This window comes from Carnobacterium viridans (genome assembly GCF_900102725.1).
Taxonomy (GTDB): Bacteria; Bacillota; Bacilli; order Lactobacillales; family Carnobacteriaceae; genus Carnobacterium_B; species Carnobacterium_B viridans.
On record NZ_FNJW01000008.1, the window covers coordinates 1,607,583 to 1,626,094 of the forward strand.

The window sequence follows — 18,512 nt, forward strand, 5'->3', positions numbered from 1 at the left end:
TTGTTGAAACAATTATCATTTACTGCTAAAATTAACAAGTATTTGGGTAAAAAAAAATTAATGAGGTGTTCATATGTCTTCAGTAGTAGTCGTTGGTACACAGTGGGGCGATGAAGGAAAAGGTAAAATCACGGACTTTCTAAGCGAAAATGCGGAAGTTATTGCACGTTATCAAGGTGGCGACAATGCGGGACATACTATCCAATTTGATGGTGAAACTTACAAACTGCATTTAATCCCATCAGGAATTTTCTCTAAAGAAAAAATCAGTGTTATTGGAAATGGTGTTGTTGTAAATCCTAAAGCACTTATTAAAGAGTTAGCTTATTTACATGACAAAGGAATAACAACAGAGAATCTGCGTATTTCTGATCGTGCTCATGTTATTCTGCCTTATCATATTCAGTTAGATCAATTACAAGAAGATTCTAAAGGTGATCAAAAACTCGGAACAACAATTAAGGGAATTGGACCAGCATATATGGATAAAGCTGCTCGTATTGGTATCCGAATTGCTGACTTACTAGATAAAGAAATTTTTGAAGAACGTTTGCGCATTAATTTGGAAGAAAAAAATCGTAGTTTTGTAAAAATGTACGATTCTACTGCAATTGACTTTGAAGATGTTTTTGAAGAGTACTATCAATATGGACAAGAACTTAAACAGTATGTTTGTGATACATCAGTAGTATTAAATGATGCTTTAGATGATGGCAAACGTGTCTTATTTGAGGGAGCTCAAGGGGTTATGTTGGATATCGATCAAGGTACGTATCCTTTCGTTACTTCTTCTAATCCAGTAGCTGGTGGAGTAACTATTGGTAGTGGTGTCGGCCCTTCGAAAATTAATAAAGTAGTTGGCGTATGTAAAGCATACACTTCACGTGTTGGAGATGGCCCGTTCCCAACTGAATTATTTGACGAAGTAGGACAACGTATCCGTGATGTTGGACGTGAATATGGTACAACTACTGGACGTCCACGTCGTATTGGTTGGTTTGATACTGTAGTGATGCGTCACTCAAAACGAGTATCTGGGATCACTAATCTTTCTTTAAATTCAATTGATGTTTTAAGTGGTTTAGAGACAGTTAAGATTTGTACAGCTTATGAACGCAATGGAGAAGAGATTCTACATTACCCAGCAAGTTTAAAAGAGTTAGCTGAATGTACACCAATCTACGAAGAGTTACCAGGTTGGAGTGAAGATATTACAGGATGTCGTACTTTAGCAGAGCTTCCTGAAAATGCAAGAAATTATGTACACCGCATTTCTGAATTAGTGGGTGTTCGTATTTCAACGTTTTCAGTTGGACCTGACCGCGACCAAACAAACATCTTAGAAAGTGTTTGGGCGCAAGTTTAATAAATTAACGATTAACCAAGCAAAAAGCTGTTTTGTTTGGTTAATTTTTTAGTTGATAAAAGTTAGAAAAAGGATTTTTTTTGCTGTTTTTTACATAAAAACAATAAAATGTGTTAAACTATATTTTGTAAGCAAGAAGGTAAAAAACGGGTTGTTAGCTCAGTTGGTAGAGCAGCTGACTCTTAATCAGCGGGTCGAGGGTTCGAGCCCCCCACAGCCCATTGGGTGCCAAACCCACGAGACGAATAAACGTTGGTGCGAAAGCATTTTGAAAACGTTTGTTGCGTCTCTTTTTTATTTGTTCATGACATCTGCATTCAACTGTTTGTGAAAAAAATAAAAGAGCATTATACTGAAGAGGAAGAATAAAATAGTTGGCTATTATTAAAAGGAGTGAAGTAATTGATTGAATTTATGAGTTCATTAAGTCCACTAGTACAAACGATAATTGCTACGCTCTTTACATGGGGAATGACAGCTTTAGGAGCTGCATTAGTATTTTCTACTAAGAACGTGAATCAAAAGTTGATGGATGGCATGCTAGGTTTTGCTGGAGGAGTAATGATTGCAGCAAGTTTTTGGTCACTTTTAGCGCCTGCTCTTTCAATGGCTGAAAGCGGTCCGTTACCAGCATGGATGCCTTCTGCTATTGGTTTTATGTTAGGTGGTATCTTTTTATGGAGTGCAGATAATGTTTTACCTCATCTAAATCCTAATATGCCTCCAACAGAAGCTGAAGGGGTCAATCCTCAAAAGAGAAAACGTAGTACATTATTAGTTTTAGCGATCACGATGCATAATATACCTGAGGGTTTAGCAGTAGGGGTTGCCTTTGGATCAGTTGCAACAGGTAATCCAGAAGCTTCTATCGCTGGAGCAGTTGCTTTAGCAATTGGTATGGGGATACAAAACTTCCCAGAAGGAACGGCTGTGTCTATGCCTCTGAGACGTGATGGCATGTCTAGAGCGAAAAGTTTTTACTATGGTCAACTTTCGGGTGCTGTTGAACCAATTGCTGCCATAGTAGGGGTATTAGCTGTTACAGTAATGGAGCCTTTACTTCCATATGCTTTAAGTTTTGCTGCTGGAGCTATGATTTTCGTTGTTGCAGAGGAAGTTATACCTGGTTCTCAAGAAAATGGTAATAAGGATCTAGCATCTATGTGGTTGATGATTGGTTTTACAATCATGATGATTTTAGATGTAGCTCTTGGGTAGAAGAATCAAGTGTATATGAAAAAAAATGGACTCAACAGTTTACTGTTGAATCCATTTTTTTTTTCATATATTAGTGTCTATCTCTGCGATCTGAATTTAATAAAGGGAAGAATTTCAAGGAATACAATGCACATAAACCAACGATGATATAAATAATTTTAGATAACAACGATGTTTGTCCGCCAAAAATTGTAGCAACGAGATCAAATTCAAATAGTCCAACCAAGAGCCAGTTTAAACCGCCAACAATTAATAGTGCTAACGCAATACTATCCAATGCTTTCATCTAGATAACCTCCTTTATTTGATAAAGTAACTATACTTGGTTTAGAATTAGTTGTCGATTAATGTGACTTGCAAAAGAAATTCTTGTTATTATTCTTTTTGATAGAAAAATGGTAAAATTGCTAAAATCAATAAAATTAAATTTTTGAACAAGCAAGATATCAAATAACAGATTAGTTATCGAAAGGATGAAGATTATGCACAAAAATGGACTAATGATGCAGTATTTCGAATGGTATGTAGAAAATGATGGAAAGCATTGGATACGGTTAAAAGAAGATGCAAAGCACCTACATGAAATTGGTGTAACCAGTGTATGGATTCCTCCTTGTTTTAAAGGTATGGATAAAAATGATAACGGGTATGGTATTTATGATTTATATGATTTAGGAGAATTCGATCAAAAAGGGACTGTACGTACGAAATATGGTACTAAGGAAGAACTAATTGCAGCTATTGAAGAGCTACATAAATATGAAATACAGGTTTATGCAGATGTCGTTTTGAACCATAAAGCAGGTGCAGATGGAACTGAACGATTTAAAGCGGCTGAAGTGAATCCAGATGATCGTAATCAAAAGATTAGTGATGTTTATGAAATTGAAGGATGGACAGAGTTTACGTTCCCAGGCAGAAAAGGAAAGTATTCTGATTTTCACTGGCACTGGTATCATTTTTCTGGGACAGACTACAATCAAGAAAATGAAAAAAAAGCCATTTATCGTATTGAAGGACAACATAAGGGTTGGGCAGATGACGAGACGGTAGATAATGAATACGGAAACTACGATTACTTGATGTTTGCGGATATTGATTATAGTCATCCTGAAGTCATTGAAGAAACAAAAAAATGGGCCAACTGGTTTATTGAAGAAACTGGAGTGGATGGATTTAGGTTAGATGCTGTTAAACACATAAATGAGAAATTTATTTATGAACTTCGTGAAAGTATAGAAGCTAATTTTGGCAAACAGTTCTTTATTGTAGGAGAATATTGGGACCAAAACTATACAAACTTAAATAGTTATTTAGATAGTCAAGATTACAAGTTGGATTTATTTGATGTAGGATTACACCATCAATTAGAAAACGCTTCTAAAATGGGACAAGAATTTGATTTAACACATTTATTTGATCAAACATTAATTAAAAACAATCCAATGCAAGCTGTCACATTTGTAGATAATCATGATTCACAGCCAAACCAATCACTTGAATCATTTGTTGAACCTTGGTTTAAGTCTATAGCGTATGGAGTCATCTTACTAAGGAAAGAAGGCTATCCTGTACTCTTTTATGGTGATTATTATGGTATAAAAGGGGAAAATCCTATCGAACCACATCGTGAAGTAATCGATAAATTACTTTATGTAAAAAAACAGTATGCGTATGGAGATCAAACGGATTATTTTGATCATGGCAATTGCATTGGCTGGACACGTTCTGGAAATGAAGAACACCTTAAAGGATGCGCTATAGTCATTTCAAATAGTGAAGCTGGATATAAAGATATGTTTGTAGGAAAAGATAAAAAGGGATTCGTTTATGAAGATTATTTAGGGCATTGCAAGGAGACTGTAACTATTGATGAAGAAGGAAATGGTCATTTTCTTGTAGAAGCTGGATCCATATCTGTATGGGTTCACAGTGAAGAATAAAAAATAATGAAGTGATCAAAAAAAAGAGGCTGGAAAAAATTCCAGCCTCTTTTCTATATACGACTATTCACTCTAAAACGTGTTCCAAAAAGCAGACCCGAGGGCCACTTTATCATGCCTGTAGTTGCTGTAGATACGTTTGCTCCAGTTGCCCTAGCTCTTGCGGCTTTAGTCGCTTAGAGATAAGGTATGCGTTAGAAGATTCGGATTTAAACGCTTTTTTCCACACGCTCTTTTTATAATTGTCCACGTCTATCTTCAACAGATAAGTCAGGAGCATTAGATAAGTCTTCAACTACAGATGTTGGTGGAACTTCCACAGCACCTACGAATTCTGAATTATCAAGTGGTTCAGAGTGTAAATTTAAGTCTGTTTCAATATCTTCAATGGTTGCAGCTAATTCAGGATCAGTATAGCTGATTTCCTCTTCAACTTCTTTGTAACTTTGTTTTACTTCATCAGCAAAACTGTTTACTTGATCCATTGCTTGGTCTTTCAAATCGTTTGCTTGCGTTTTGATATCTTGTCGTAATTCTTTTCCTGATTTAGGAGCGAGTAATAAAGCAGTAACTGCAGCAGCAGCTCCTACAAATAAAGTTCTAGTAAAACTATTAGCCATAACAAAGTTCCCCTTTTCTAAATTGATTTAGTTTAGTTAAATGAAAAACGTTTTTTTGTTCTGTTTTTTCTACTCTGGTACATCTTTAAAGCAGTTTTTCCAACTTTGGTTATTCGAGGAGGAGTAACTGTTACTTTTCTCCTTGAACTAGAAAGAAAGTATGAAGCGACTTTAGTGCTATTTTGTTTTAAATCGTTGATAGAATCTCCAAAATCAGCTGTTGTCTGAGTAAAATCAGAAATATAAGCTTGTTTAACAGCTACATCTTTTGTCATACTATCTACTCGAGTGGTCATATGGTCTATTTTACTTGTTATAGCATCTGTTTCTTTTGTAAAATGAGTTATTTGATCTTGAACAGTAGTCTGAGTTGAATTAATTTCTTTCATTAAACTTCCTACCTTTTTACCCATGAGTATTCCGACAATAACTAAAGCAACCAAGGCTAAAACCACGATACCAATAGCTATGATAAATTCGATTGACATTTAGCTTTTACGCTCCTTTCATTAAAGATAGAGTTGAAATTGGTTTAACTTAATAAGAAATAGGTAAAGTAGCCACTCATTTTATCAACGAGTATCAGTTTACCTTTATTTTCTATAAGAATACCATTAAATATGGGAATAGCCAAATAAAATGAAATCGCATTATTGTAAAGTTTGACTAATGGATAAAAGAGAAGACAAACTTAAAGTTCTTAATTACCGTTGGATTAAATAACGAATGAATTTAGATAGATTTTTTTAAAAGATGGTCAAAGCATTTAGAATCCGGTACAATTAAAGATAAAATAAATAATGAGGAAAGATCAAAAAATGAATAAAAAAGAGATAGATATTGGAGGATTTATTGGAATGGACTTATCTTCAAAAAAAGAAGCACAAAGCGAATGGCTAGGGAAGAAAAAGGCATCATTAGTAGCTGTAACAGATGGTAGTGTGATACCTGTAGAAGAAGTGCCAGATCTTGTGTTTTCTGAAAAAATGATGGGAGAAGGTTTTGCTATGATCCCTACTTCTAATGTAGTTTGTGCTCCTATTGGCGGTATATTATTCCAAGTAGCAGATGCATCTCATGCATTCGAAATCCGAACAGAAGACGGATTAGAAGTTCTCATACATGTTGGTTTAGATACCGTAATCTTAAATGGAGAAGGTTTTGAAACGCATTTAAAAAAAGGCATGACTGTTAAACAGGGAGACACGCTGGTAAAGTTTGATAAGGAATACCTACTTAGTCACGGTTGCCGATTGTTTATACCAGTGATTGTAATAAATGGAGAAAACGAAAATTACCGTTATGTATTCAAACCAAATAATGAAGTCGAAGCTCAAGCTGGAAAAACAGTTGCATTAACTATCGAGGGTTATTAAAAAAATAGCCAATCAATAATACAAAATCAAGAGCGTGTATGCATGCTCTTGATTTTGTTTTTGCACTCTTACTGTATGTTCGGTATAATGAAAGGTAGAATAGTTTGTTATTCTTACAGCAAATTAATTAAAAAGCAATAAACCATTAATAAAAAAAATAATCATAAAAAGTAGAAATTCCAAGGAGGTTTCATTTTGAAAAAAATATTAGTCGTTGATGATGAGAAACCAATTTCAGATATCGTTAAATTTAATTTAACAAAAGAAGGATATGAAGTCTTTACTGCGTATGATGGAGAAGAAGCTTTAGAAAAAGTAGAAGAAGTGATGCCAGATCTTATCATTTTAGACTTAATGCTTCCTAAAAAAGACGGACTAGAAGTTTGTCGCGAAGTGCGAAAAAATCATGATATGCCTATTATTATGGTTACAGCAAAAGACTCGGAAATCGATAAAGTACTTGGATTAGAACTTGGTGCGGATGATTATGTCACAAAACCATTTTCTAATAGAGAATTGACAGCGCGTGTAAAAGCAAACTTAAGAAGACACGACAACGCTAAGACACCTGTTGTTGAAGAAATAGAAACAAATGATATTGAAGTAGGTGCTCTAATAATTCATCCAGATGCTTATATTGTTTCTAAAAGAGGCATTACAATTGAATTAACGCACCGTGAATTTGAATTGCTGCATTATTTGGCTAAACATTTAGGTCAAGTAATGACCAGAGAGCATTTGTTGCAAACGGTTTGGGGTTACGATTATTTTGGTGACGTAAGAACGGTTGATGTAACAGTTAGAAGATTAAGAGAAAAAATAGAAGACAACCCTAGCCATCCAACTTGGCTTGTAACGAGACGCGGAGTGGGCTATTATTTAAGAAATCCTGAACAGGAGTAATGTTTCATGAAGAAAAAAATCACTTTTTTTCAATCTATTGATTTCAAAATAATTTTCGTGTTCATTATTCTAATATTAGTGGCATTAGAATTAATTGGAACGTATTTTGTTAGACAATTAGAAACACAGCTAGTCACTAATTTCCAAGAAGAAAAAAAACTTCAAGTAGGTTTTTTAGATAATACTATTCAACCTATTTTATTTGATGATGAGACAGCAGAAGATAGTACCGAGATTGAACGGTTAATTGAAGATTTCTCAGGAAATGGAATTTTAGAAGTTCAGATCATTGACGCCCAACATTATTTATTAGGAACGAGCGACAGCACGCAGCAAAATAGTGTTGGTAGTAAAACAAATGACAAGGATGTTCAACAAGCATTACTGCTGGGAAATACAGTCACCAGCCAATACAGAGATCAAACGACCAACGACCGAATCTGGAAGTTGGTTTCTCCTATTATTGCAGGTGATGGCTCAAATGAAATATTGGGTGTAATAGCATTAACGACAAATATCGAAAGTGTCTACGAACAAATCAGCGAAATAACGCTCATTTTTCTTAATTCTTCCTTGATAGCAGTCGCATTAACCGTTATTTTAGCGCTGTTTATTTCCCGGGCAATAACAAAGCCAATCACTGAAATGACACAACAAACGATTCAAATGGCGGATGGAGATTATTCAGGACAAGTTAAAGTCTATAGTAAAGATGAACTGGGTATCTTATCTATGGCAATCAATGATTTGTCAACTAAGGTTGAAGAAGCTCAAGAAACGACTGAATCTGAACGGAGACGTTTAAATAGTGTGCTGACCCACATGACAGATGGGGTTATCGCTACAGACCGAAGAGGAGTCATTGTTATTATTAATGACAAGGCTATGGAAATGTTGAATATTTCCCAGGAAATGGCGCTAGGTGTTTCAATTTTAAAAGTATTAAAAATAGATAAAGAATATACATTGCGCAAATTACTTGAAAATGAAGATGATATGTATTTTGATTTTTCAAATGATGAGATGCCAGTAACTTTGAGAGGTGAGTTTACTCTTATTCAAAGAGAAACTGGGTTTATCAGTGGAATTGTTTGTGTATTGCATGATGTAACAAAGCAAGAAAAAATAGAAAATGAACGAAAAGAGTTTGTGTCAAATGTTTCTCATGAACTTAGAACACCTTTAACAAGTATGAGAAGTTATCTGGAGGCGTTACTTGATGGTGCATGGAAAGACCCGGAAATCGCTCCGCAATTTTTACAAGTAACACAAGAAGAAACAGATCGTATGATTCGGATGATCAAAGATTTGTTAGATTTATCTCGTATGGATTCTGGTAAAGGTTCGCTGGATTTAGAATACCTTAATGTAAATGAGTTGTTTGATCATGTCATCAAACGTTTTGAAATGATGATACAATCCTCTGACAAATCAACAAAAGATTTTTTAATCAAACGAAACTTTACGGATAGACAATTATGGGTTGAAGTGGACGCTGATAAAATGATTCAAGTTTTAGATAATATCATGAATAATGCTATTAAATATTCTCCAGATGGAGGAACGATCACCTGTGGACTAATGGAAACAAATGATAGCGTCGTTTTGAGCATTAGTGATGAAGGTCTTGGTATTCCAAAAAGAGATCTTGCAAATGTATTTGATCGTTTCTTTAGAGTAGACAAAGCTAGAGCACGCTCAATGGGTGGAACTGGATTAGGTTTAGCCATTTCTAAGGAAGTGGTTCAACAACATAAAGGTAAGATATGGGCAGAAAGTACGGAGGGAAAAGGAACGACTTTTTATATTTCACTGCCTTATCTTCCGTATGAGGAGGATGATTGGGAATGAAGAAAGATTTAATAATAAAAGTTGTTCTAGTAGCTCTTATCGCACTTAGCCTCTTTCTAACCTTTATGATTTGGACCATGCCTAGCCAATTTAATGAAGAGACAAATGCGAGTCAAGGGACGACCTCTGCTGTGTCTATCGCACGCAATTTGTCCCAGGTATTTGGCCCAACACAAGTTGTCCTTCATGAAAATGGTGAAATAAATGTATTTACTCAAACAGAAATTGTAACGGCTATAACTAGAGAATTTACTAAATGGAAAATAGATACTATTGAAGAACCGATTGAATTAACAAATGAAGAATACCAAGAAAAGTTGAGACAGACCAATGCACTAGAAATGGTTTTTGTTGAAAATATTTCATTTGGTGTTTTCCCAGATTTATTTAAGGATCTTGCAGGAGAATATCAAGATCGGTCATTTAATCGTATATATTTTTCAAAAGATAATTTAAATCAGGTTTATTTCTATAATACGCATTCAAAATTATTTTACAGTGAAACAATAGAAGGAATAGATCAAAGCAAAATAGATAAACTGATAGAAGAAGAAAATGCTAAATCTTACTTGGCAAATGCTGTTTTAGATGAAGGCAAACAAATTTATACTTCAATAGAGGAAATAGAATTGCCTTATTTAAGTTATTTAGTTGAAAGGCAAACAAATCAATTATTTATTGAACGGTTGTTTGATGATACTTCAGAAGTAAGAGAAAATAATGCTAACGATGAAAACATGGTTAGTTACAATGACTATGTGAGTGAATTGCAAATAAATGAAAATACTGACATATTAACGTATTATCGTAATCGAAATGCTGAAAATAAGTTATCCATCACAGAAACACTTAGAGTAAGTTACAATGAATTGATTCAGTATGAAAATTGGGCTTCAGATGTTCATTATTTTGACTATAACGATTCTACGAAAGAAGTTACTTATCGTCGTTATATTGCAGGATTTCCTGTGTTTAGTGAATTTTCTGACTATGGAACAACTCATATAACTGTTTTTGAAGATGGATTGTCACGGTTACAAGTTCCTTTAGTTATTGCTCAAACGCCTATTTCTGAGGTTGAAGAACAAAAAACACTACAAAGCGGTGTAAGTATCTTGGAATCTCTAACAGCAAGTGGCTATGCTAGTGAAGAAATCGATGATCTAAAAATCGGTTATACTTGGATAAATAGTGCGGAATCTGATCGTGTGATCAACTTAGAACCTAATTGGTATGTTAAAATCAATGGTAGATGGCAACTTGCTCAAAGCCTTCTTTTCAAAGAAGGAGGTCAGTAAAATGGACTTTAAACGAATTCAAATTATTTTTATTATTACCTTTCTCTTTCTAAATACTTTTTTGATATTTACGTATTTAGATAAAAATAAAAATTATTATACTAGCAGTTCAAATCAGTTAATTGATTTTATAGAAGAAATGGAAAATGAAAATATTCGGTTACCAAATTTTTCAAAAACTGAAAATAAAGTGCCCTATGTTCAAGCAGAAATAAATAGTTTATTTGAAGATAATATAGATAAATTGAAAAATCATTCTGGAACAATCGAAAAAGACGGTTCACTTTACATGAGTTTACTTTCTAATCCACTTGCTTTGTCAGAAGAGGAAGAATTGACTAAGGAAGACATTAAGTTGCTCGATGAATTTGTGATAAGTGATCAAGTTCTTTTTGGTAAACAGTATAGTTATTTTAGTTATAGCTCAACAGAGCAAAAAATAATTTATACTCAACTAGCGAACAATATTCCAATTGCAGATGGAACATCCCAAATTGTATTTCATTTGAATAATAAGAAAGAAGTCATCTCTTATGACCAAACCTATGCAGGTCCTGTTACTGTTCAAGGAGATAGTCGAAAACTGATTACAGATAAAAATGCTGTTGAAATTTTATATCAAAATGACGAAATACAAGCGAATGCTACTGTAAGAAAACCAAAGTTAACGTATTCGAAAACACTTTCGCTACAGAAATTAAGCATGTATGCACCAGTGTGGTACATTGAAATTGTTAACAGTGGAAGTACCGAGATCGAACGAGTAGATGCACTGAGCGGCAGTATTATACGAACGCCAACGAGTGAGACACCAGCTGCAGAAGAATCTGCAGCACAATAGGTTTAGAAACTGAAATGAAAGATTTGAAAAAATCGGTTTTCTTAGTTTAAAGCTAGAGCCAAAGTAAGAGGTGTGCAAGAGATGTCTTGTCACACTCCCTTTCTTTGGGTCTTTTTTTGCGTTTTGAAAACTTGAATTTATATAAGTTTGATGTAAAATGATAAAGGTAATAGAGGAGGATTTTTTAGATGGTATCCAAAGAAAGTAATGGTTTAAAGGTTAGTATTCTTGCCAGCGGAAGTTCTGGAAATGTGACATATATAGAATCTGAAAAAAAGAAGATTTTAGTTGATAGTGGATTAAGCGGAAAAAAAATAACGGAATTGTTAAAAAAAATTGACCGAAATGTAGCTGACCTGGATGGGATATTAGTCACACACGAACACCGTGATCATGTACATGGTGTGGGTGTTTTAGCTAGAAAATATCATTTAGATGTTTACGCTAATGAACAGACATGGGAAGCTATGACACCCATAATCGGCACGATAAAAACAGAACAGAAGTATTTATTTGAAATGGGAAAAACAATGACCATTGGCGATATAGATGTAGAAAGTTTTGGAGTTTCACATGATGCAATCGCACCTCAGTTTTATAGTTTTCATAAAGACAATAAAAGTTTTGTCATGTTGACTGATACAGGTTATGTTAGTGATCGTATGAGAGGGATTGTTTCGAACGCAGATGCGTATTTATTTGAAAGCAATCATGATCTCGAAATGCTGCGAATGGGAAATTACCCGTGGCATTTAAAACAACGTATTTTAGGAGATAAAGGACATCTTTCAAACGAAGACGGTGCACTAGCTTTAGCTGAAATCATAGGAGATGCCACGAAAAAAGTGTATTTAGGTCATCTAAGTAAAGACAATAATTTAAAAGAATTGGCTCATTTAACTGCTGTAAATATTTTAAAAGAAAAAGAAACAGGTGTAGAGGACAAATTTTTAGTATTTGATACAGATCCAGTTGTACCTACTTCTTTATTTGTTGTTTAAATTTTACAAAATAACCTCTCGCGACTAAAGGTCAAGAGAGGTTATTGATTTTGTATAAGATTATTCACTATCGTGTAAAGTAGATTTAATGTTAATATAATAATGAATAAATAAAAAGTTCCCAAAATTTTCATATAAAGTTCAAATGTAAAGATTATACTAACATCATAAAAAGACTACAAGGGGTGAATAGTTATGAGTGAGGAAACAAAAAATAAAAAAAGTGGTTCTTGGAAAAATGGACTTGTCGGAGGGCTAATAGGTGGACTTGTAGTAGCGGCACTAGGTGGAGGTTACTTAGCAGCAACGGATAATGGAGTAAATACTGAAACTGGTGTAGGTATGGTCGATAAAGACACTGGAGAAGTGATCACAACCAATGTCAGCGTAGATGTGACTTCTGATGTAACAGAAGCTGTCGCTAAAGTAGAGGATTCAGTTGTTTCCGTTGTTAATATGCAATCACAGGCCGATGGAGGTTTAGGTGGCGCATTTGAGACGAATAGCATGCAAGAAGAAGATAATTTACAGACAGCTGGTGAAGGTAGTGGAGTGATTTATAAAAAAGATGGTGATACAGCTTATGTCGTAACCAATAATCATGTTATCGATGGTTCAGATGCAATTGAAGTTATTTTAAAAGATGGCACAAAAGTTGAAGCTGAATTAATCGGAACAGATATCTGGACAGATCTAGCCGTATTGTCTATTCCTTCTGAAAATATTACCACAGTTGCTACTTTTGGCGATTCAGATGCATTGACTGTTGGCGAACCTGCAATTGCAATCGGTTCTCCACTAGGAACAAACTTTGTTTCTTCTGTTACTCAAGGAATTATATCTGCTAAAAATCGTAGTGTTGAAACGGATATTACAGGCGATGGCGTAGTAGATTGGGAAGTTACAGCTCTTCAAACCGACGCAGCTATCAATCCAGGTAATTCTGGTGGTGCTTTGATCAATATAGCTGGTCAAGTAATTGGCATCAATTCAATGAAAATCTCTAGTGATACTGTCGAAGGAATGGGATTTGCTATTCCAAGCAATGACGTTGTCAGCATCATTAATCAATTGGAAGCAAATGGTGAAGTTGTTCGTCCGGTATTGGGAATTAGCTTATTGGATTTAAGTGAAATATCTGAACAACAACAAGAAACAGTCTTGAAATTACCTGAAGATGTTACCTCAGGTGTTGTAGTAGCTGAAGTTCAACCAGATTCAGCAGCTGAAGTCGCTGGATTAGAGCAATACGATGTTATTGTGAAATTCAATGGTAAAGAAGTGACAGATTCAATATCATTGCGTAAAGAAATTTATGCTTCTGAACTTGGAAAAGAAATTGAAGTCGAGTACTATCGTAATGGTGAACTTCAAAAAACGACAGTCACAATGACTGCTTCAGAACCAACTCTATAATAAAATAAAAATTTTAAAATGAAAATGGAGTCTGAGTGATAAAAACTCAGACTCCATTTTTTTGTCATTAGCTAATTGCTTTTTTCCATTTACGAATTTTGGTTCTGAAATTCGTAAATGGTGCAATTGTATTTGTATGAATCCATTTCCAAATAGGCCATTTGGCTTTTGTAGTAGCCCAATTTCGTTGTTCGGGTTCAAATAATTCAGTATCAGAGAGACTTTCCACCCACTGGCATAACTCTTCAACTAACTGAGTTAACAGTTCTTTTTGTTTTACTAATGAGTATTTCCCATATTCTTGATAGAAAGACTGATATAATCCACCTAGATTGTTCCATTTGTATTCTTCAGTAGGTGTTTGAACAGTTTTTCCTTGTTGTTCATTTTTTTCCCATTGAAGTAAGAGATTGATCCAACCAAGCTGATAAGATAAATTTTCAGAAGGAGTTTGTTCTACTTCTATGATTCTCTTGTCTTTAAATTCTTCAGGGATAGAATCAAATTCGGTGATGTATTTTTGGTAGTGTTCTTTAATGGTGTTTATTAATTCAGTTTTATTTTGATATTCTCTCATAAAAAATTCCTCCTAATCGTTTAGTAATAAGAACAGAAGATTCTATATAAAAAGAATAAGGTGTAGAATACAAAAAGTCTAGGTCTTCGTAAAAAAATTGGAAACGAATTCTTTAACCTGAAAAAATGATGAAATAAACCAATTTTTAATTGGTTTTTTAAATTTTTGTGGACAAGTAAGTGTGAAAAGTTTTGAACATTGTGGATAAGTGCTGTAAAATAATAGAGGTAGGTATGTGGAGACGAAATAAGTTATCCACAAAATGAGGAAGGTGTTGTGGATGGATAAAATTTTAGCTTGTAAGGAACATGTGGAAGAAGCTTTAGATGACGCAGTTTATGGAGGTTTTGAACTGCCGGTACTAGACCAATTGTTACCTGTTGATAACTCGAAACAAAAATGTGGTTATTGCGAGAAGGATGCAATATATGTAGTGTCGAACAAGCATTCTACCACTATATAATGATTTAAAGTTGTGGACATGTGTATAACTTTTGTGGATAACCTGTGATTATAGGAGGATAACTTTTTGAACATCAAAATAATAACTGTGGGTAAGTTAAAAGAAAAATATTTGAAAATGGGTATTGCAGAATACGCTAAGAGATTATCAGCTTATTGTAAAATGGAATTAATTGAAGTTCCAGACGAAAAAGCACCTGAAAAATTAAGTGAAGCTGAAATGGTGCAAGTTAAAGAAAAAGAAGGCGAGCGTATTTTAGCAAAGATTCCAGATCAAGCATTTGTTTTTGCGTTAACTATTGAAGGCAAACAACGTACTTCAGAAGAATTTGCAAAAGAAATTGAACAACTAGGTGTTCAAGGGAAAAGTACCATTGTTTTTGTGATAGGTGGGTCATTAGGGTTAAGCGATGCAGTAATGAAAAGAAGCAATACACCTATTTCCTTTGGAAAAATGACACTACCTCATCAATTGATGCGATTAGTTTTAATTGAACAGATCTATCGTGGCTTCAAAATTGTTCGGAATGAACCGTACCATAAGTAAATGAGGTTTTAGTTGCTTATCAAAAGAATACTAATAAACTATAGTGTTTGAGGAATAAAGTTTTTTTATGAGAGGTGCGCAAATGAAGAAAGAAGAAGATATAGTTAAATTAAAAGAAATTCTATATCACAATTTTAATGATTATAATAATCTTGAAGTCATAGAAGTTGCTACTAAATTAAATAAACTGATAAGTCTCGGAAAAGACTCTTTAAAAAATAAATATAAAGGAGCTTTTATAGATACTTTAAAATTTCTATCTGAAGCAGAGTATTTACAAAAAAATTATGAATCTTGTTTAAAGCATATAAAACAACTTAAACTTAGTGAGTTTTATAAAAAGGAACCTATTAGTACAGTTAGACATGCGACTATTAGAGGATTTCAATGTGATGTTTTTTTAGGAATTTATCAAAATAACTTTGGAAAAATTAATATTGTAAAAAAAGAATTAATTGAATATGGAGATATTAACAGATCTGAGTTAGAGGTAAATTTAAAGGATGATTATGATAAGATACTTGATTTAGCTAGCTCGTTTTTAAATAATTCAATTAAAACGATAGTTAATTTTAAATTGCCATATAAAATAGATATTTCAGAAGATGAAGAAGTTATATATGAATATAAGGACATACAATTTAGTTTAAAATTTAAGACAATCAATAATATCACACAAGTACCATTTGAAGCTACTAACGGAGTGATAGAACTTGATAGAGATAAATATGGGGTATATTCATGTAGTGATTTAATGTTGACTTTTAATAAATTCTTTGATGCGACTCATTATATTAATGAATTATTAGCTCTATGTTCTGAATCATTTAATTATTTTTTAGATTATTATAAGACAACTACAAAATATTATTGGATAGACAATCTAAATTTATCGCAAATTCAAGTATCAAACGTAAAGGTAATCTCAGAAAAATATGATGATATAATATCAATTCCTTTTTACTCTGGACAGAGCATTTTATTTTCTGATAAGCCAAGTTATATTACCCAAGAAAAATTTAGCGAATTAAAAGACAGTCTTATTAAAGGGCAAGAACTTCCACTATGGAAAGTATTATACCTGGATGCAAAGAATAATATGTTTATAGAAAAATATAAGGAAGCAGTAATATCAATAAATTCTGCGTTCGAAAATTATTTGAATATAAAATCAAGGGAGATACTTAGAAGTGGAATGACTGATATAGAAGTTGAAGCTTACTTACAAGGAAAAGTATCCTATACAACATATTTTTTAAAAGATTTTATTAAAGAAGAAGATTTCAATAAAGCCATTGAGCAAGGAATAATAGGTTTGCATTCTCCTAGTACTTTTCAAATCATAAAAAAGTGTTTTAATTTAAACGATAACAATAGGATTACTACAAGTAAGAGTAAGATAAATGGACTAGTCAATAATATAAGAAAAAATAGAAACGACATAATTCATGGAAATATAATACTAATAAAAGATATTGAATCCGATGCTAAAAAATCAATAAATTCATTTGAAGAATTCATTAATGTGTTTCAGTAGATTAATTTAATAAAAATAATTACTTCTAGGAGTAGGAAACAGTATCATAAGCAATGATAAAATTTTAATAATCTAAATTTAAAGGCTGGAGATACTATGGATAAAAATAAGCTTACTGGAGAATTTGAAATTGAGGCAAAATGGTTTTCAGATGATTCTAAAAATGCAGAGTATGGAATATTAAAATATTCGCAAAATAGTATTGTTGTGGAGTTGCCAGATAGCGATATGGAATTTGATAGAAAATTTAGAACAGTAATAGGTGAAAATCAAAAAAATATAATAAGTTTATTTAATGTGCGAGTTATTAGCGAATCGAACAAATATTTAAATAAAACTAAATTACTTGCTGACTTTATGTTCATCGATAAAAAGGCAATTGATAGTTTGGAAGACTTTAAAATTGATTCAATTCAGTGGTCAACTGATAACTTACCACTTTTTCTAAATGATAGTGCTTGGGAAGGTTTAAGTGAAGGAGAAGGTGTTAAATATTCTGAAATTCCAAAGAGAGAGTACAAGATTCAAAATTTAGATGCGACCATAAGTATTAACTATTCATATATTACTAAGTCACAAATAACGTCGGAAGGTCTAGTTAATACATTTAAAACAATACCATACTTTAGCATTAAATATAGTAAAGTAAAAAGTATACTTGAAATTAAAGAAGATGTACAAAAAATTTGTAATTTAATTTGTATACTAAGTGGTGCTCCTCAAGTGATAAGTACGTTCAAATATAGTTCAACGGAATATGATTTACTAGGCAAAAAAATGCCAGTAAAGAGTCAATTTTATTTTAGTCAAGGAATCCCTTCCCAAAAAAAGTATCAGAAAATTGTCTCTGCCTATAAGTTTGATTTAATTGCGGATAATTTTGGTGATATTTTATCAAAGTATTTCGAGGAGCATGGGAAGCTACAAGCTATAATTCAACACTTAACTCTGCTAATTTCTTATAAAAATTTACTTGAGTCTAGTTATGTAGATGCAATTACTAGTTTAGAAGCATTTCATACGGAATTGTATGGTGATGATAAAAAAATTACTCTCTTTACCCAAGATATTATTATGAAATTAAAAGCAGAGACTAAAGAAGCATATAAAGATAAAAAGGGAAATGAAAAAGATGAAGAAGCTATTCTATTAACATACATTAAAAAAGTTAAAAAGATTACGCTTAAAGAACGATTAGTTGAATTATTTGATTTAACTCCTGTTAAACTAAAACAAAATTTTAAACATCATAAAATTAACTTTCTTATAGATGAAGATAAAAATGAATTTACGCGTAAATCTGTAAAGACTAGAAATCATCTTGCACATGGAAATAGTCAAATAATATTTACTTTTGATGAAATGTTAAGCGCCACCTATATATTATCAATGATTGCAGAATGCTGTTTGATGAAAAGAATAGGTTTGGATGAAGAATTAATAACGGAAGGTATATTTAATACTAGAATCTATAGAAACTATATTAAGTAGCTTTATAATTCTGAACAAATAAGCTTTCAAAAAATGAAAATTATTGGTTAATTAGTTATCTACAG

18 protein-coding genes and 1 tRNA gene are annotated in these 18,512 nt (G+C 32.9%); 15 read left to right on the forward strand and 4 right to left on the reverse strand.

Features of this window, described 5'->3' with window-relative positions; genetic code table 11:
* Nucleotides 1-73 precede the first annotated feature (73 nt).
* The 3 genes from BLT48_RS09220 to BLT48_RS09230 all read left to right on the forward strand — a co-directional run bounded on the left by BLT48_RS09220 (nucleotide 74) and on the right by BLT48_RS09230 (nucleotide 2,584).
* Nucleotides 74-1,366: an adenylosuccinate synthase gene (locus BLT48_RS09220; protein WP_089977430.1), complete on the forward strand. Its 1,293-nt coding sequence runs from the start codon at nucleotides 74-76 to the stop codon at nucleotides 1,364-1,366.
* Between the two features lie 148 nt (nucleotides 1,367-1,514).
* Nucleotides 1,515-1,587: transfer RNA gene (locus tag BLT48_RS09225), tRNA-Lys, on the forward strand.
* Between the two features lie 184 nt (nucleotides 1,588-1,771).
* Nucleotides 1,772-2,584, forward strand: coding sequence for a ZIP family metal transporter (locus tag BLT48_RS09230; protein ID WP_244885836.1), 813 nt, complete (start codon nucleotides 1,772-1,774; stop codon nucleotides 2,582-2,584).
* A gap of 70 nt (nucleotides 2,585-2,654) precedes the next feature.
* Here BLT48_RS09230 and BLT48_RS09235 read toward each other — a convergent pair whose 3' ends face one another.
* Entirely contained in the window at nucleotides 2,655-2,870 is a 216-nt protein-coding gene (locus BLT48_RS09235) for a DUF378 domain-containing protein (protein ID WP_035021001.1), read from the reverse strand.
* 196 nt (nucleotides 2,871-3,066) lie between these two features.
* Here BLT48_RS09235 and BLT48_RS09240 point away from each other — a divergent pair, with 196 nt between their 5' ends.
* Nucleotides 3,067-4,527: an alpha-amylase gene (locus tag BLT48_RS09240; protein ID WP_089977437.1), complete on the forward strand. Its 1,461-nt coding sequence runs from the start codon at nucleotides 3,067-3,069 to the stop codon at nucleotides 4,525-4,527.
* Nucleotides 4,528-4,763: 236 nt separating this feature from the next.
* Here BLT48_RS09240 and BLT48_RS09245 read toward each other — a convergent pair whose 3' ends face one another.
* Both BLT48_RS09245 and BLT48_RS09250 read right to left on the reverse strand, forming a co-directional pair.
* Nucleotides 4,764-5,147, reverse strand: a complete 384-nt coding sequence (locus BLT48_RS09245) for a YtxH domain-containing protein (protein WP_089977440.1) — start codon at nucleotides 5,145-5,147, stop codon at nucleotides 4,764-4,766.
* Between the two features lie 32 nt (nucleotides 5,148-5,179).
* The gene (locus BLT48_RS09250) at nucleotides 5,180-5,635 is read right to left on the reverse strand and encodes a DUF948 domain-containing protein (protein ID WP_089977442.1); all 456 of its coding nucleotides are present in this window, start codon (nucleotides 5,633-5,635) and stop codon (nucleotides 5,180-5,182) included.
* A gap of 330 nt (nucleotides 5,636-5,965) precedes the next feature.
* Here BLT48_RS09250 and BLT48_RS09255 point away from each other — a divergent pair, with 330 nt between their 5' ends.
* The 7 genes from BLT48_RS09255 to BLT48_RS09285 all read left to right on the forward strand — a co-directional run bounded on the left by BLT48_RS09255 (nucleotide 5,966) and on the right by BLT48_RS09285 (nucleotide 13,833).
* The gene (locus tag BLT48_RS09255) at nucleotides 5,966-6,523 is read left to right on the forward strand and encodes a PTS sugar transporter subunit IIA (protein ID WP_089977447.1); all 558 of its coding nucleotides are present in this window, start codon (nucleotides 5,966-5,968) and stop codon (nucleotides 6,521-6,523) included.
* 195 nt (nucleotides 6,524-6,718) lie between these two features.
* Nucleotides 6,719-7,426, forward strand: a complete 708-nt coding sequence (gene yycF / locus BLT48_RS09260) for a response regulator YycF (RefSeq protein WP_218123370.1) — start codon at nucleotides 6,719-6,721, stop codon at nucleotides 7,424-7,426.
* A gap of 6 nt (nucleotides 7,427-7,432) precedes the next feature.
* Nucleotides 7,433-9,277, forward strand: coding sequence for a cell wall metabolism sensor histidine kinase WalK (gene walK, locus BLT48_RS09265; protein ID WP_089977450.1), 1,845 nt, complete (start codon nucleotides 7,433-7,435; stop codon nucleotides 9,275-9,277).
* Complete coding sequence (locus BLT48_RS09270; RefSeq protein ID WP_089977453.1) at nucleotides 9,274-10,575, forward strand: YycH family regulatory protein; 1,302 nt, start codon at nucleotides 9,274-9,276, stop codon at nucleotides 10,573-10,575. Before walK ends, BLT48_RS09270 begins: the two co-directional genes overlap by 4 nt.
* 1 nt (nucleotide 10,576) lies before the next feature.
* Nucleotides 10,577-11,416 (forward strand): two-component system regulatory protein YycI, encoded by an 840-nt coding sequence (locus tag BLT48_RS09275; RefSeq protein ID WP_089977457.1) that lies wholly within the window; start codon nucleotides 10,577-10,579, stop codon nucleotides 11,414-11,416.
* 188 nt (nucleotides 11,417-11,604) lie between these two features.
* Nucleotides 11,605-12,417 carry an MBL fold metallo-hydrolase gene (locus BLT48_RS09280; RefSeq protein WP_035021018.1) on the forward strand — a complete coding sequence of 271 codons (813 nt, stop codon included), beginning with the start codon at nucleotides 11,605-11,607 and terminating at the stop codon, nucleotides 12,415-12,417.
* A 195-nt stretch (nucleotides 12,418-12,612) separates the two neighbouring features.
* Nucleotides 12,613-13,833: a S1C family serine protease gene (locus tag BLT48_RS09285; RefSeq protein ID WP_089977460.1), complete on the forward strand. Its 1,221-nt coding sequence runs from the start codon at nucleotides 12,613-12,615 to the stop codon at nucleotides 13,831-13,833.
* 67 nt (nucleotides 13,834-13,900) lie between these two features.
* Here the strand turns inward: BLT48_RS09285 and BLT48_RS09290 are convergent, their stop codons facing one another.
* Nucleotides 13,901-14,410, reverse strand: a complete 510-nt coding sequence (locus BLT48_RS09290; protein WP_089977464.1) for a ClbS/DfsB family four-helix bundle protein — start codon at nucleotides 14,408-14,410, stop codon at nucleotides 13,901-13,903.
* A 280-nt stretch (nucleotides 14,411-14,690) separates the two neighbouring features.
* Here BLT48_RS09290 and BLT48_RS09295 point away from each other — a divergent pair, with 280 nt between their 5' ends.
* The 4 genes from BLT48_RS09295 (at nucleotide 14,691) to BLT48_RS09310 (ending at nucleotide 18,447) form a co-directional block, all read left to right on the forward strand.
* Complete coding sequence (locus BLT48_RS09295; protein WP_041556015.1) at nucleotides 14,691-14,873, forward strand: CxxH/CxxC protein; 183 nt, start codon at nucleotides 14,691-14,693, stop codon at nucleotides 14,871-14,873.
* 66 nt (nucleotides 14,874-14,939) lie between these two features.
* Nucleotides 14,940-15,419 (forward strand): 23S rRNA (pseudouridine(1915)-N(3))-methyltransferase RlmH, encoded by a 480-nt coding sequence (rlmH, locus tag BLT48_RS09300; RefSeq protein WP_035021026.1) that lies wholly within the window; start codon nucleotides 14,940-14,942, stop codon nucleotides 15,417-15,419.
* An 82-nt stretch (nucleotides 15,420-15,501) separates the two neighbouring features.
* On the forward strand, nucleotides 15,502-16,956 hold the full coding sequence (locus BLT48_RS09305; protein WP_089977468.1) for a hypothetical protein: 1,455 nt from the start codon (nucleotides 15,502-15,504) through the stop codon (nucleotides 16,954-16,956).
* Between the two features lie 96 nt (nucleotides 16,957-17,052).
* Nucleotides 17,053-18,447 (forward strand): ApeA N-terminal domain 1-containing protein, encoded by a 1,395-nt coding sequence (locus BLT48_RS09310; protein WP_089977471.1) that lies wholly within the window; start codon nucleotides 17,053-17,055, stop codon nucleotides 18,445-18,447.
* Nucleotides 18,448-18,512 lie beyond the last annotated feature (65 nt).

Bases quoted from the DNA above. Each gene is read 5' to 3' on its own strand.
- BLT48_RS09220 (WP_089977430.1), top strand. From the start codon at position 74: ATGTCTTCAGTAGTAGTCGTTGGTACACAGTGGGGCGATGAAGGAAAA.
- BLT48_RS09235 (WP_035021001.1), bottom strand. From the start codon at position 2,870: ATGAAAGCATTGGATAGTATTGCGTTAGCACTATTAATTGTTGGCGGT.
- BLT48_RS09290 (WP_089977464.1), bottom strand. From the start codon at position 14,410: ATGAGAGAATATCAAAATAAAACTGAATTAATAAACACCATTAAAGAA.
- BLT48_RS09240 (WP_089977437.1), top strand. From the start codon at position 3,067: ATGCACAAAAATGGACTAATGATGCAGTATTTCGAATGGTATGTAGAA.
- BLT48_RS09305 (WP_089977468.1), top strand. From the start codon at position 15,502: ATGAAGAAAGAAGAAGATATAGTTAAATTAAAAGAAATTCTATATCAC.
- BLT48_RS09275 (WP_089977457.1), top strand. From the start codon at position 10,577: ATGGACTTTAAACGAATTCAAATTATTTTTATTATTACCTTTCTCTTT.
- BLT48_RS09270 (WP_089977453.1), top strand. From the start codon at position 9,274: ATGAAGAAAGATTTAATAATAAAAGTTGTTCTAGTAGCTCTTATCGCA.
- BLT48_RS09255 (WP_089977447.1), top strand. From the start codon at position 5,966: ATGAATAAAAAAGAGATAGATATTGGAGGATTTATTGGAATGGACTTA.
- BLT48_RS09285 (WP_089977460.1), top strand. From the start codon at position 12,613: ATGAGTGAGGAAACAAAAAATAAAAAAAGTGGTTCTTGGAAAAATGGA.
- BLT48_RS09295 (WP_041556015.1), top strand. From the start codon at position 14,691: ATGGATAAAATTTTAGCTTGTAAGGAACATGTGGAAGAAGCTTTAGAT.
- BLT48_RS09250 (WP_089977442.1), bottom strand. From the start codon at position 5,635: ATGTCAATCGAATTTATCATAGCTATTGGTATCGTGGTTTTAGCCTTG.
- BLT48_RS09245 (WP_089977440.1), bottom strand. From the start codon at position 5,147: ATGGCTAATAGTTTTACTAGAACTTTATTTGTAGGAGCTGCTGCTGCA.
- walK (WP_089977450.1), top strand. From the start codon at position 7,433: ATGAAGAAAAAAATCACTTTTTTTCAATCTATTGATTTCAAAATAATT.
- BLT48_RS09280 (WP_035021018.1), top strand. From the start codon at position 11,605: ATGGTATCCAAAGAAAGTAATGGTTTAAAGGTTAGTATTCTTGCCAGC.
- BLT48_RS09310 (WP_089977471.1), top strand. From the start codon at position 17,053: ATGGATAAAAATAAGCTTACTGGAGAATTTGAAATTGAGGCAAAATGG.